This window comes from Xanthomonas sp. CFBP 7698, assembly GCF_003600855.1.
In the GTDB taxonomy this organism is placed as follows: Bacteria; Pseudomonadota; Gammaproteobacteria; order Xanthomonadales; family Xanthomonadaceae; genus Xanthomonas; species Xanthomonas cannabis.
On the sequence record NZ_PRDN01000001.1, the window covers coordinates 884,836 to 898,679 of the forward strand.

A 13,844-nucleotide genomic window follows, 5' to 3' on the forward strand; every position below is an offset into this window, starting at 1 on the left:
AGCGCCGCGCCCGCATGGCGGATCGGCAGCCACCGTGGCGCATTGCGTGAACAGCGTGCGTGGAATCGATTTCATCGCGATCAGCACGGTTGAATACGTATGCAGCCCGCGTTTGCACACAGGCGCGGTGTCTACCATACGTTGCCGTCGTGACGTCCGTCCGGGCGTGCGACGCATGACATCCAGGCGTCTGCCGGATCAAAAATCAAAGAACAACATGTACCTGGGAGGGGAAAATGTTGAAGCACAAGCGCTCCGCGCTGAGTATCGCCCTGGCCGTTGCCATGGCACCGACGTTGGCTGCCGCGCAATCGGCAACGCCAGCACAGACCGGCAGCACCGAACAATCCGCTACCGAACAACCCGCCGGCGCCGTCACCGAATTGGACAAGGTCCAGGTCACCGGCCTGCGCCGCGCCATCGAGGGTGCCATTTCGGTCAAGCGCGACTCCACCTCGATTGTGGAAGCCATTTCCGCTGAAGACATCGGCCGCCTGCCGGACGTGAGCATCGCCGAATCGCTGGCACGCCTGCCCGGCCTGGCTGCGCAACGCGTTGCCGGCCGTGCGCAGGTCATCAGCGTGCGCGGCCTGTCACCGGACTTTTCCACCACGCTGCTCAACGGGCGCGAAGTGGTCAGCACCGGCGACAACCGCAGCGTGGAATTCGACCAATACCCGTCCGAGCTGGTCAGCGGCGTCACCGTCTACAAGACGCCCGACGCCGGCCTGGTCGGCCAGGGCCTTTCCGGCACCGTCGACATGCAGACCGCACGCCCGCTCAGTTACAACGAGCGTGTGATCGCCATCGGTGGCCGCTATCAGCGCAATTCGCTTGGCAAGGCCGCCAACGTCGACCCGTACGGCAACCGCTTCAACGTCAGCTATATCGACCAGTTCGCCGACCGCACCATCGGTCTGACCATCGGCTACGCGCACACCGACATGCCGATCCAGGAAAACCAGGTGGGTCTGTACGAACCCTGGCAGCAGGTCAACGCACAGCGTCAACGCCCCGGCGTGGCCGATGGCGTGTATTTCTCCGATGGCATCAAGGCGTTGCGGCGTACCGGCAACCAGAAGCGCGACGGCGTGATGGCCACCCTGCAGTACCGCCCTTCCAACGCCTGGACCAGCACGTTCGACGCGTTTCATACCGAAGCCGAGCAAATCGACACCGCCAACCAGTTCGAGCTCAACCTGAGCAACTACAACGGCGGCTATACGCCGGGCTTGAACATCACCGACGTGCGCGTCAACGATAACGGCAGCTTCGTCGGCGGCACCGCCAGCGGCGTCTATCCGCTGGTCCGCGGCATGTACAACAAGCGCGAAGACAAGATCGAGGCCTTCGGCTGGAATAACGAAATCACCGCCGGCGCGGTCAAGATCGTCGCCGACCTGAACTACTCCAAGGCCACCCGCGACGAATTGAACCTGGAGAACAATCTCCAGCGTGCCCCGATGCCGCAGTTGGACACCGTGGGCGTGTCGGTCGTCGGCAACGGCTTCTCGCAGCTGGCGCCGGGCATGAATTATTCCAATCCCGATGAGCTGTTCCTCACCAACACCATCTACGGCTCCGGCTACGGCAAGGTGCCGCGCGTGGAAGACGTGCTCAAGGGCGCGCGCCTGCAGGCCAGCTTCCCGATGCCCGAGGCGCTGAGCTGGTTCTCGGACCTGGATGTCGGCGTCAATTACGCCAACCGCGAAAAGCAGAAGACCCAGCCGGAAGGCAACATCACCCTTGGCGCACAGGGCGAAGCCACCGTCGGTGCGGACCTGCAATATGCACCGGTCAATCTCGGCTTTGCCGGTCTCGGCTCGCTGCCTGCATGGAATGTACCGGCGGCCGTGTCGCGCTACATGCTGTTCAATCCCAGCGACGATGCCTCGTTCCTGGTCTCCAAGGCCTGGACGGTCGAAGAAAAGATCACCACTGCCTGGCTGCGCGCCAACATCGATACCGAATGGGGCCAGGTGGGCGTGCGCGGCAATATCGGCGTGCAGCTGCAAAGCGCCGACCAATCGTCACAGGCCAATTATTGGGATGCCTCGCAGCCGGCTGGCAGCGAAGTGCGGCCCATCGACGATGGCAAGACCTACCGCGACTGGCTGCCCAGCCTGAACCTGGCCTTCCAGTTCCCGTACGAGCAGACCCTGCGTTTTGCGATGGCCAAGCAGGTCGCACGCCCGCGCGTGGATCAACTGCGTGCCTCGCTGGAATTCGGCGTCGACACCTCCACCGGCCGCCCCGGCGCCAGCGGCGGCAACCCGATGCTCGACCCGTGGCGTGCCAACGCCCTGGATATTTCCTACGAGAAGTATTTTGCCGATCGCGCGTATGTAGCTGCGGCGTTCTTCTACAAGGACCTGAAGAGCTACATCTACACCCAGAGCCGCGACAACTACGACTTCTCCGCACTGGTCGCCGGCTACGTGCCGCCACCGGGGTCTGCGCCGGTGCTTACGACCGGCACCTTCAGCGCCCCGTTCAACGGCAAAGGCGGCACCCTGCGCGGCGCCGAACTCACCGCCTCATTGCCGCTGGACCTGATCTTCGCCCCGTTGGAAGGCTTCGGCATCCAGGCCAGCGCCACCTTCAACGACAGCGACGTCAAGATCCGCGACCCGGAAAGCGCCTCCAGCGTGGGCGACGGTGAAATCAGCCTGCCCGGCCTGTCCAAGCGCGTCTACAACCTGACCGCCTACTACGAGCACAAGGGCTTCGAAGCGCGTGTGAGCCAGCGCCGGCGCTCGGACTTCATCGGTGAAATCGGCAACTTCAATGGCAACCGCACGTTGCGCTACGTCGTAGGCGAAAACATCACCGACGCGCAAATCAGCTACAACTTCAGCGAAGCCAGCAGCCTGTCCGGCCTGACCCTGCTGCTGCAGGCCAGCAACCTCAGCAACTCGCCGTATCGAACCTACGCAGAAACCAAGGACCGTCCGCTTGAATACATCGAATGGGGCCGCACCTTTGTGCTGGGTGTGAACTACAAGTTTTGATGTGAAGTGAACTGGAAGTTTCGATGTGAAGTGAACTAAAAGTTCTGATGTGACGCGAACTGGACGTTCTCCTGTGACATGAACTGGAATTTTTGATGTGACGTGAACTGGCAGTTGTGATGTAACGCGGACTGAAAGTTCTGACGTGACGCGAACTGGACGTTCCGCACCGATTGACCAGTGAACCACTGACCAGCGATGCGCTACTTTGCGACGTCAACCCTTGCCGCTCGAGGCGCCAAAGCCCCTCTCCCACCGGGAGAGGGGTTGGGGTGAGGGTACGCCACCCAAGGAAACAGAATCATCGCCCGAGATGCACCGCGTCACCCGCCTGCATATTCCTCGGCAGAAGCATTGAACTACTATCGCAATGCAATCACGGGCACATCGGTCTAGACGTTGAAAATTTCGTTCCAAGAAAAGCCGCCGTTTAGACAATGGCGGCTTTCTCTTTGCAAGTGCAACATCGCAATTCGGACAAACGGGATCGCCATAGCCCAGACGGGCTCAGCGCCAAGCAGACATGTCTATGTCCCACTGCCTGCCACCCAAACGCAAGACAGGCTGCAAGACAGGAGACACTGCGCTGACTGGCAGGGCCGCCAGTTGCAGTCAGCTTGATCGGGCAACCATTTGAAGCAGTTTGATCAGGCCAAAATTAGACCGGTTCAACAGAGATGCATCACCGTCGCCTGCAACAGCAGCGGCATGTGACGCGTCTTGAACCGCTTGCCAGGCACGCTGCCCTGCGTGCGTGCCGTTTCGCAACCTGACGACCTATAAAAGAAGCGAGGCATCCCAATGGAATGCCTCGCTGGTATCACTCAATCGCGTCCACACCTGCACGCGATGGCGTCACTCCCCGCCCGTCGCGCAAACCACCGCGTGCCCAGGCAAGCCCATGCGGCCATGCTCAATCACGCCGCGCTCCACCCCCGGCACATCGATCTGGCTCCACGCACCTGCAGGCAGCGCAAGCTCGGCAACGTTGGAGGACAAGTTGAAAGCCAACAGCATGACCTGCCCTGCATGCTCACGCCGGAACATCAGCACCGGCTCTGCCGTGTCGTAAAACGTGATCGCGCCTTCGCGCAGTGCTGGCAAGCTCTTACGCCAGGCAAGGAACGCCTGCACGGCGCTCAGCACGGAGTGTGCATCGCCCTGCTGCACGCTCACCGCCGCGAGCCGATGCGGCTCGGACAACGGCAGCCACGGCTTGCCGCTGGTGAAGCCCGCAGACGGCGCGTCGGTCCATGGCATCGGCGTACGGCACCCATCGCGCCCCTTGAACGTCGGCCAGAACGTGATGCCGTAAGGATCCTGCAGATCCTCGAACGCCACGTCCGCCTCGCCCAACCCCAGCTCCTCGCCCTGATAAAGACAGATTGAACCACGCAGCGAACACAGCAACGCCACCACCATCCGCGCAAAGACCGGCGACGCATCGGCGCCGCCCCACCGCGTCACAGCACGCACCACATCGTGGTTGGAAATCGCCCAGCACGGCCACCCTTCCAGCATGGTCGCCTCAAGTCGGCTCACCGTCTCGCGGATGTAGGCCGCACTGTAATCCTGCACCAACAATTCGAAGCTGTAGCCCATGTGCAAGCGGCCGTGGGCGGTGTACTCCGCCGTGGTCGCGAGTGAATCTTCGGAAGAGATCTCGCCCAGACTCACCGCATTTGGGTAGCGATCGAGCAACGCACGAAGGCGCTCCAGGAAGACCAGATTCTCCGGCTGCGTGTTGTTGAAGTAGTGATACTGGTACGCGTACGGATTGTCCGCACTGAAGCCACGCCCCACCCGCTTGTCCGCCGGCTTGGCCGGGTTGTCGCGCAGCTGCGCATCATGGAAGCAGAAGTTGATCGCATCCAGCCGGAAACCATCTACCCCGCGATCCAGCCAGAACCGCACATTGTCCAAGGTCGCCTGCTGCACCTCGGCGTTGTGGAAATTGAGATCGGGCTGATCCACCAGGAAATTGTGCAGATAGTACTGCTCCCGCCGCGGCTCCCATTGCCACGCCACACCACCGAACAGCGACAACCAGTTATTGGGCGGCGTGCCGTCCTCACGCGGATCCGCCCAAACGTACCAATCCGCCTTCGCGTTGGTTTTATCCTGACGGCTTTCCTGAAACCACGCGTGTTCGATCGAGGTGTGGCTCAGCACCTGGTCGATCATCACTTTCAGCCCGAGCGTATGCGCCTTGTCGAGCAATCGATCAAAATCATCGAGCGTGCCGAACAAAGGGTCCACCGCACGATAGTCGGCAATGTCGTAACCAAAATCGGCCATCGGCGACTTGAAGAACGGCGAGATCCAGATCGCATCCACCCCCAACCCGGCAATGTAGTCGAGCTTGGCGATGATGCCCGGCAGATCGCCCACCCCATCGCCATTGGAATCCAGAAAACTACGCGGATAGATCTGATAGATGACGGCCCCGCGCCACCATGGTGTCTGCAACATGCACGCCCCTCCCGGGCAAATGCGGGCGCTGGAATAAGCACCCGGCCAAGGCCATTAGCGTAGCTGCGCTACCGACATCGGGCGTAACCGTGCATACGTATTCATGGGCAGACATTCGTCACACGGGCGTAGGTTTCCTTGCCATCCAGGATCTTCCAGAACCCGTCCATCACATAGATCAGCGGACGGCTGTTGATCAAAGTCTCCAGGCGATGCCCACAGGAAAAACCCTGGCAATGCCAGGGCCATTGATGTCGCCCCACACATAAATGGCACCGGCAACGCCAGAGCCATCGATTCCGCACTATCTAGCCCTTACATCGTTGGGCCGCGCGTCTCGGTGTGCTGCTGTGTCTGCGCCTGTTGCTGCACCTGACGCTGACTCTCCTCAGCCAACTGCCGGCTGCTGTGTTCCAACGGCTGCCCTTGCGCCTGACTGCGATCCACGAAAACCCGCTGCATCGCCGGGTCGGTCATCTCGCCCTGTACCGCGAAGAAGCCGTCGCCACTTTTGTTGGGCACCACGTGGTCGATGCGGTGTAGACCGCTAACCTTGGACTCAAACACGATTTGCCCGGCTGCCTGCTCAAGTTCTTTGCGGCTGGCAAAGCCGCCACGCTCGCCTAACGCCTCCAGCTTGCTGACTGCGCCGTTGTACATCGCATTATCTGGATGGCGGGAATCGGATAACAAGGGGCTGGATGTCTGCACCGGCGCTGCCGGAGTGACTGTCTGCTCGGCCTGCTTGGCGGTGTGCTGCGACAATGCCTGGCCTAATGCAGCTTGCGTCTGCCGTCCCACCAAGCCATCGACCTGCAGTCCATGCTCGCGCTGGAATTGCTCGACCGCATATTTGGTATTGCCACCAAAATCGCCATCGGCGTGAAGCGGCTTGCCGTCACGGCCGGTGGCACCGAGTTGGGCAAGTTGACCTTGGAGCTGCTTCACTTGCTCGCCGCGCTCGCCTTGTTCTAGGCGGCTGTCGTGCGACTTTGCGGCATGATGGGAGGCCGAGCTCGGTGCCACGCTGGCTTTAAGATCAACACCATCCCGCTTAACGCTTTCGATCAAATCGGGAACACGACGTTCCCAACTTTCCGCGTGTCGTTCGCAGTCCTTAGCGGCTTCGATACTCCAAGGTTTACTAGGCGTCACACCGTTAACCACACGCCTGGCGTTGTAAACGTCGTGGTTGTCAGCATCAATATAACGATCGAGCGGCTTGCCAGTAAACAAGCCATCGCGCATACCGACAACCAATACCTTTGCCGCAACTTCAGGGTCTTTCGCCATGTCCGGGTTGCGGACCATTTCGCCATTTAGGCCAAGTAGCTTGTCAAACTTGGCATAATTGTAATCGTGCGTGAGATGCACATAGCCACGGCCATAAAATTCTTCGCCGCCGCTATATCCAAGTTTGCGCGCCTGGCTGCGTCCGAAATCTTCTTCAGGCGCTTGAAAGTTACGCGTCTCATGCTGAGCCGTCGCCAGCATGTAAGATATTTGCTTTGGATCGGTCACACCGTTCTCAAGAGCGGTTTTGACGATCAACCTAACGGAGGATTCCCGATCTACACCAAAGCCTTCGGTGCTACGACCACGTCCATCGCTCATAGTATACTCCGTACGTGCATGTCATTAGAATTTGTTGTTGCATCGCCGGCATTACAGATCCGAAGATGCGTTGCATGTACTCATTACAAACCACTCACCACTTTCTAGTTAACCACCTCCCTCATTTCACCATTTTGAAGCCGCTCAGTCCGCTTTTTGGGCTTAGCCGGATCATTAGTATCTTCGGTTACGCGCTCAATCAGCACCGCCTCATTGTTGTTGAGCTCGTAGGTATCGACCACATGGATGCAGCACCCATCACCAGATGTTGACGTCAGCACATTCCCTTTTACAGAGAACAGACCGTTTGCCATGACCGTGATATCGGATAGCGACTGATTGAAAACCAAGCGTTGCTTAGCGATATCAAAAAGATAGACACTAAATGAAGGGCCGCCATAATTACCCTCCTTACCAGACCACACCACTAAATCTTCATGCCCGTCGCCATTGATGTCAGTCAATATAATAGAATGACGATTCTTCTTGTAGCTTTCGTCCAACGGGCCATTATAAAGCGTTGCATTACTATCCAGATACAGTGCTTCTGGTTCTACCGTGATCGGTGCGCCTCCTAAGAAAGTCAACTCCACAATCGGTGAGCGATTGCAAAGCATGATTCCCGGGCTATCTTCAGTGCAGTTCTGAGCCTTGATTAAAAGGGCAATTTCGTTAATCTTTTCTTTTAATACACCTTGGTCATTCAGGTTAGAATTAATTGCAACCGGCATTTTCAAATCCTTTTGCAGTAGTGATCCAGAACTCCTTTGAACTTGATCTTGAGCGGAGGCCTCCGTTGCACCAGCTTTTATAGAAGTCGCGCTATCAAGCTTACACGCTGAAATCAAGAGGAAGCATGCACCAACAATAGGAAAAAATAAATATTTCACATTTCCAATCAAACAAATCATGAATACCCTTATTTTTAATATTAATACTTTCTAAAAACAGGATCAGAGCAGCCTGAATATCTAACCTCACAAGATCCATTTCGACTGGCTTCACATGACTTAGTTACCAATTCTATAGCGCGCTGCTCGCTAGATGAAGCCTGAAAAAAAGACTCAGAACTAGAGATGGCAAAGGCAGCACATTGATTGCGATAAACGAGATCAACCCTGCAATCACGCGCACCACCCAAAGCGCATTGACGGATCGCTGCTTGTTTTGCATCAGACTCAGATAGCTTGCCGACGGTCGTGCCCACTTCTCCTGTAGAGTCCGATCCTGCGATCGCCCCCCAAGTTTTCAACCATTCACCTGTTGGCCTAGCCGGAGGCGTAGGAATATCACCTCTTGACGTACCAGAATCTGGGCCGCACTGCGGGCTTCCAGGAGCAACGCCAGCAGGGCATGCAGTTTGAGCAAATGCGGAAGAAAAAAAATTTAGCGAGATAAAGAAAATTGTAAAAAAAATGCGCATCAAATTCTCCGAAATCGTTAAAGCAGCACAAATTACTTTTGCGCGAGACCACGGCTACCCACGCTAGATTCTTGAGGCGCAGGATCGGAGCGAACGGTGTTATCTCTCAGATTTTGACTTTTTGTAGCGGTGTCGCCGTTATCTCTAGCCGGCGCACCAGGCTCATACGGCCGCCCAGCGCCCGGCGACTGGCCCGCTCGATCCAACTGCCCCAGCGCCGAGTAGGCGGTGAACTGGCCGAGCGTGCCCTGGAAGAAAGCCGCCGCCATCGGCGGTGCGGTGATGATCAGTGTGGTCAAGACCAAGCCCAATCCTCCTTGCTGCAATGCCATGCTGCTGATGCCTTCACCGGTACCGCCGTTGAGGGCCCACTTCGCCAAGAACGCCACGCCTACCGCGCCCACGACCTTGGTTGCCAAGCTCACCGTAAACGTCAGGACCGACAACGAAAACATGGTGCCCAGCCCATATAGCAGCCACTTGCTGAACAGCGACTTCGTGGCCTGGAACAGCAGGCACAGGATGAACAGTGGCCCAAAGCCCACCACCAGCGCCATCGCCAGCTTGTTCAACAGCAGCATCGAGCCGGCCACCACGCCTGGGCCGGCCATCCCAATGCCAGTGAACCACCGCGCGCGGTTCTTAGAAGCCTCGCTTTCTTCGTCTCCTTCCGTCTGGATCTGGTCCAGCCCCGAAAGCGCGATCTGCATCAGCATCAAATTTTTGTCGATCGCCTCATAGGGGCTCTCTGAATCGCCAGTCACTGTCCGTGTGATCGCCGAACTGATCCCGTCCGTCAATGTCCAGTAAAGCTGAGGCGAGCCCTTCGCCATGCTCGTGGCCAAGCCGATAATCAACGCTGCCCGCAGCGCCGTTACCACCAGGCCCATCGCAGCATCGCGCGACTGGCCGGTCACAATGCGGTAGCCCTGGATGAAGATCCAGAGCGTCAATACTGTCAACGACACCATGCCGACCCAGGCTGTTGTCCGCTGCAACAACTCCCACTGAAAAATAGCGATCTCGTCGCGCAGGTAGTTATTGATCAGACGAAAGAATTCGTACTGGGCGATGTTCGTCAGGAAATCACTGATATTCATAAATCACCACATCCACTGAGACGGCTGCGCCGTGGGCATCTACTGCCCGAAGTTGAGTCCATTGCAATACACGCGCCCACCATGACCTCCGTATCAGTCCTCGTCGATTTCCAACGTCTTGTAGCCATCGGGTTTTTCGCTTCTGATCGTCCTGAATGCAACCTTCATCGCTGCGCCAGCGGCAATGGTCTTACCGAGATTCAGCAGGTCGTCGGGCACCCAGTCCGGCACCCAACTCCAACGATTGCTTTTGGGCGGTTCCTTGCCAGCCATCGCTGCCTTGGCTGCTGCTGTCTGCTGCCCAGTCAAGTAGGCAATGCGCTTGTCATAAGCAAACATCGCCGACTCCATCTGTTGGCGGTCAATATCCATCATCGCCTTCAGCGCCAGCAGTTTGTTGGTGTTGCTCTCAAGCTCGCCGATCTTCTGGTCGCCGATCTTCTTGCGCTCGTCCTCGATTTTGCGTAAACGTTCAAGACGCTTGGTCGTGATCTCGTACATGGCAACCACGTAGTTGTACTGCGAATTGAGAGTGCGTTGAATCAACTCGCATGTTTCCTTCTGCGAGTCCGACACAGGCGTTCCCTTCGTTGAAGCCGCACACGCCGCCACACCTTGATCATCAGGAATCTTTTCGATCTTTTCCTTTGGCTTCTCGACCTCCTTACCGCTGGATTCCTTTCCATCGCCATTCTTGATGGTCTGGTTCTTTCGGATCTGCTCGACTTTCTCGTTGAGATCCTTGTCCACTACCTCCCACTGCGCACTGGCCGCTCCCGCCATGCAGAGCAGCACCAGTCCCATGAAGAGCTGGGAAAAATGTCTGAACGTGGTTGTCATGGTGTTCTTCGCCTCCTGTGACACAGATGAAGTTGGTGCGGAATGAAACGACTGTGGATGAGTGGATTGCCTATGCATCTTCAACTTCCTTGTCCTTGACCGCCTTGCGCTTGCCCGAGCCCTTGCGGTTGGCGTAGAAATCGCTCAACCACTGCTCGGGCGTCAGCTGATCGACGCTGACGCCCAGCTTGCTGGCCTTGCCGGCCAGGACCTGATGCATGATCTCGATGTTGTCGGTCGAGGACGAAATCACCGACAGCGCGTCGTCCATGCCGCGCAGGTTGAGCTGGCACACCGCCGAGGCGTGGCCTTGCTTGACCAGGAAACAGCGCGAGCGCTCATCCAGCGACACCACTACCTGGTACTCGGCATCGGTCAGCTTGAGCCCTTCGATGTAGTCGTCGCGGCTGGCGTTAGGGTTGGGCAGCAACACCATCGTGGCCGTCTGCTCGATCAAGGCGGCGGCGATGTCGCTGGCCAGGGCATCTTCCGGACTCTGCGTGGCGAAGATGCCAAGACCATTCTGCTTACGGATGGTCTTTTGCTTGTTCTTGGCGAATTCCTTCAATCCCCCCTTGCCGTCCAAGATCTTCCAGAACTCGTCCATCACATAGATCAGCGGGCGGCCATCGATCAACGCTTCCAGGCGATGCAGCAGGTAGTTGATCACCGGCACGCGCACTTCGGCGTTGTCGATCACATCGGTGTAGTCAAAGCCGATGATCGAGGCACGGGTCAGATCGATCGTGTCGACCGGGTTATCGAACACCCACCCTAGCGAATTGCCGGCGGTCCACCGGCGCAGGCGCGCATACAGGCCATCGTCGCCCATATTGGGAAGGCTCTTACGGAAGTTACTCATGCTGCGCAGATGCATGGGGGTGTCCAGCATGCCCTCCACTGCGCGATAGATGTCTTCTTCCTCGCGGGCGCTGTATTCGGCCTTGCCGCCAAGCACCTTGATCAACTCGGCCAGAAACTGCGTGTTGGCCTCGTTGCGTTCGCACTGAAACGGGTTGAAACCGGTCGGCACACCGTTTTCCAGCGCCAGATAGTTACCGCCGCAGGCACGCACGAAGATTTCTGCGCCACGGTCCTTGTCGAAGAAGAAGATAGTGGGGATCGGATCGAACTTCTGCACCTGGCTCAGCAGGAAGTTGATCAGCGCCGTCTTACCGGTACCGGATTTACCGATCACCATGGTGTTGCCGATCGCTTTTTCGCCCAGCGAATTCTCCGCCGGATGCGTGGCGTGGAAATTGAAGTAGTACGGCTGGCCGTTGGTGGTCTGCAGTGTGGTGACGCAATCACCCCACGGGTTGTTGTGCTGCTTGCCCTGGGCGAAATTATGCAACGGCGACAAGCCGAGGAAGTTGAGCGAGCTTAGATTGGCGATGCGCGTGCGGAAGCGCCAGTTGCCCGGCAGCTGCGCATAGAACGATGAAGCGATCGCCAGATCTTCCTTGGCCGAAACGAAACCGGCGTTGGAGAGCTCGGCACGGGTGGTGGCGATCTGCCTGGCCAGTTTCTCCTGGCTGTCGGCGTATACCGCTAACGTAAAGTGGTACTCGCCCAGGACAAAGTTGCCCGACGCCACGTCATCCATTGCGATGTCGAGATCGCGAATCTGGGTGGACGACTTGTCACCCGAGGAAATCATCATGCCTTTGGTGCGTTCCAGCACCTTCAGCGCATCATGACGTCCAACCGGGCTGAACGAATGCGTCATGACGTATTCGAAATCGAGGTACTTCAGACCATTGAGGATGCCGGGGTAGGTCCCGTCGGCATATTCCTTGATATTGAGGATCGCGCCGAAGTGATTGACGCCATCCGGCGTACGGATGACAAAGTCGCCCGTCTTGTTGGCAAACATGTGCTTGCTGACAGGCAGGTACGCGGGCACGGGAGCCTGCAATACCGGCACCGGCTCATCGATACGGTTGAGCAGATAGCCTAGAAATTCGAGGGTCTCGGAAAAAACGATGCCGTTCTTGGCCTCATACATGCCCAGCCGATAAGGCGAATAGTCCTTGAGTACCGCCTCCACATTGGTGGCAAGCTCGACGACCTTGGCGACTGCCTGCTCTTCCTCGGCACGGATCCTGTCTGGATTTGCCGACTTTTCGACCAAGCGCCGCCCGGTCACGACCGGCCGATAGATCATGCTGAAGTACAGCTCGTTCTGCATGATTTTTTGCGAGGACAACGCGGCGTAGTACGCGTCCGAGAGATTTTGATTGAAGGACTGCCTGAAACGCCCGCCACTGCCAATCTTTCGACGACGACGCACGTCATGTACCCAAAACGCGACATTGGCGAAATCGGGTGCGCGCAGGGTTTGCAACAGGCGATTGAAGGTGTTGTGCCGTTGCTCCAGCTCGAACTCGTCCCGCCCCACGAACGGCAGGCCAGCCAGATGCCAGATCAACAGGTAGTCGCCGGCGGTCGTCTTGACGACAGATGGCGCGACGTGTGTCGAAATGGAAACAAATTCGCTGATTGGACTGTCTGGGCTGAACATGGTCTTACCGAGTTAAGAAGGAAGCATCACACCAGGATTATCGAAAGCACCAAACCCCACGCGGGTTTGCGCGTGGGGTTGGTGAACCATTCACTTGATTACCGCGACTTTCCCGGGGGGCCCTTGCGGTATTCGTTAGGGCTGAACACCCACATTCCCGAATAACGCTGGAGATTTCGGGCGCGCATTCGAAACAGCCAGCGCAATCCGAGCAACCTGAAGATCATCTCGTCTCGCTTGGCCATCTGCTGCATGGCGAAAATGATGACGGGGATGGTGAGCAGGTACCAAAGATTGATGTACATCCCCAACAGCAGGCCACCGCCGGCACCGATGAAGAAGGGGATGTAAGGCACCCCCAGAAACATCGCCGGGCGGGTGCAGCCGCGGAAGAGGACGTCTTTATGCATAGTACTGAGCGATCTGCACCAACGAACCTGTGATCGTGGAGCATTCGCCTGAATCCGATCCATTGTTCTGCAGGATCATGTTGGCAATCTGGCCAGCAGCACCGATCAGAACGCCACCAATGAGGATCGGGGAGACCTCGGAAATGCGCTTATGTGCGAAGGCGATCTGATATCCGGCCACGATAACTGCAATGGTGACCACTGCAATCGAACCCATGTTCAGCAACTTAGTCACATTGTTCAAAAAGCCACAGACTCGGGTATCAGTATCCGCAAGACCATTGCCGTCTGCTGCTGCGCTACCGGCAACCATCAGCAGCGAGATGAATGCCAGCGCCTTTACGGCCTGGGTGCCAACCATCTTGGCGTCTGCCATTGTTTTCTTGTCGATTTCAAACTTCATGTCTAACTCCTTGGGAACAGAGGGGGTCCAGCAGCCAACTCCTTGGC

Annotated in this window: 10 protein-coding genes; 1 reads left to right on the forward strand and 9 read right to left on the reverse strand. The window is 57.6% G+C overall.

Annotation, left to right across the window (positions count from 1 at the left end; genetic code table 11):
• Positions 1-236: 236 nt before the first annotated feature.
• Positions 237-3,011 (forward strand): TonB-dependent receptor, encoded by a 2,775-nt coding sequence (locus XnspCFBP7698_RS03710; protein WP_047693120.1) that lies wholly within the window; start codon positions 237-239, stop codon positions 3,009-3,011.
• A gap of 855 nt (positions 3,012-3,866) precedes the next feature.
• Here XnspCFBP7698_RS03710 and XnspCFBP7698_RS03715 read toward each other — a convergent pair.
• The 9 genes from XnspCFBP7698_RS03715 to XnspCFBP7698_RS03755 all read right to left on the reverse strand — a co-directional run bounded on the left by XnspCFBP7698_RS03715 (position 3,867) and on the right by XnspCFBP7698_RS03755 (position 13,797).
• Positions 3,867-5,483, reverse strand: coding sequence for an alpha-glucosidase (locus XnspCFBP7698_RS03715; RefSeq protein WP_104580443.1), 1,617 nt, complete (start codon positions 5,481-5,483; stop codon positions 3,867-3,869).
• A gap of 315 nt (positions 5,484-5,798) precedes the next feature.
• Positions 5,799-7,097, reverse strand: coding sequence for a peptidoglycan-binding protein (locus XnspCFBP7698_RS21870; RefSeq protein WP_123137255.1), 1,299 nt, complete (start codon positions 7,095-7,097; stop codon positions 5,799-5,801).
• Positions 7,098-7,201: 104 nt separating this feature from the next.
• Entirely contained in the window at positions 7,202-8,008 is an 807-nt protein-coding gene (locus tag XnspCFBP7698_RS03725; protein ID WP_233548920.1) for a PliI family lysozyme inhibitor of I-type lysozyme, read from the reverse strand.
• A gap of 20 nt (positions 8,009-8,028) precedes the next feature.
• The gene (locus XnspCFBP7698_RS03730) at positions 8,029-8,520 is read right to left on the reverse strand and encodes a DUF4189 domain-containing protein (RefSeq protein ID WP_104580445.1); all 492 of its coding nucleotides are present in this window, start codon (positions 8,518-8,520) and stop codon (positions 8,029-8,031) included.
• 32 nt (positions 8,521-8,552) lie between these two features.
• Complete coding sequence (locus XnspCFBP7698_RS03735) at positions 8,553-9,620, reverse strand: type IV secretion system protein (protein WP_104580446.1); 1,068 nt, start codon at positions 9,618-9,620, stop codon at positions 8,553-8,555.
• A gap of 93 nt (positions 9,621-9,713) precedes the next feature.
• On the reverse strand, positions 9,714-10,538 hold the full coding sequence (locus XnspCFBP7698_RS03740; RefSeq protein ID WP_233548921.1) for a hypothetical protein: 825 nt from the start codon (positions 10,536-10,538) through the stop codon (positions 9,714-9,716).
• Complete coding sequence (locus XnspCFBP7698_RS03745; protein ID WP_104580448.1) at positions 10,531-12,984, reverse strand: VirB4 family type IV secretion/conjugal transfer ATPase; 2,454 nt, start codon at positions 12,982-12,984, stop codon at positions 10,531-10,533. The genes XnspCFBP7698_RS03740 and XnspCFBP7698_RS03745 overlap by 8 nt, the downstream gene beginning before the upstream one ends.
• 98 nt (positions 12,985-13,082) lie before the next feature.
• Entirely contained in the window at positions 13,083-13,394 is a 312-nt protein-coding gene (locus XnspCFBP7698_RS03750) for a VirB3 family type IV secretion system protein (RefSeq protein WP_104580449.1), read from the reverse strand.
• A complete protein-coding gene (locus tag XnspCFBP7698_RS03755) occupies positions 13,387-13,797 on the reverse strand; it encodes a TrbC/VirB2 family protein (RefSeq protein WP_104580450.1) in 411 nt (136 codons plus the stop codon). The genes XnspCFBP7698_RS03750 and XnspCFBP7698_RS03755 overlap by 8 nt, the downstream gene beginning before the upstream one ends.
• Between the last annotated feature and the right edge of the window lie 47 nt (positions 13,798-13,844).

What these genes read in the sequence shown, in the direction of transcription:
- XnspCFBP7698_RS03710 (WP_047693120.1), top strand. Translation starts at nt 237, where the DNA reads ATGTTGAAGCACAAGCGCTCCGCGCTGAGTATCGCCCTGGCCGTTGCC.
- XnspCFBP7698_RS03715 (WP_104580443.1), bottom strand. Translation starts at nt 5,483, where the DNA reads ATGTTGCAGACACCATGGTGGCGCGGGGCCGTCATCTATCAGATCTAT.
- XnspCFBP7698_RS21870 (WP_123137255.1), bottom strand. Translation starts at nt 7,097, where the DNA reads ATGAGCGATGGACGTGGTCGTAGCACCGAAGGCTTTGGTGTAGATCGG.
- XnspCFBP7698_RS03725 (WP_233548920.1), bottom strand. Translation starts at nt 8,008, where the DNA reads ATGATTTGTTTGATTGGAAATGTGAAATATTTATTTTTTCCTATTGTT.
- XnspCFBP7698_RS03730 (WP_104580445.1), bottom strand. Translation starts at nt 8,520, where the DNA reads ATGCGCATTTTTTTTACAATTTTCTTTATCTCGCTAAATTTTTTTTCT.
- XnspCFBP7698_RS03735 (WP_104580446.1), bottom strand. Translation starts at nt 9,620, where the DNA reads ATGAATATCAGTGATTTCCTGACGAACATCGCCCAGTACGAATTCTTT.
- XnspCFBP7698_RS03740 (WP_233548921.1), bottom strand. Translation starts at nt 10,538, where the DNA reads ATGCATAGGCAATCCACTCATCCACAGTCGTTTCATTCCGCACCAACT.
- XnspCFBP7698_RS03745 (WP_104580448.1), bottom strand. Translation starts at nt 12,984, where the DNA reads ATGTTCAGCCCAGACAGTCCAATCAGCGAATTTGTTTCCATTTCGACA.
- XnspCFBP7698_RS03750 (WP_104580449.1), bottom strand. Translation starts at nt 13,394, where the DNA reads ATGCATAAAGACGTCCTCTTCCGCGGCTGCACCCGCCCGGCGATGTTT.
- XnspCFBP7698_RS03755 (WP_104580450.1), bottom strand. Translation starts at nt 13,797, where the DNA reads ATGAAGTTTGAAATCGACAAGAAAACAATGGCAGACGCCAAGATGGTT.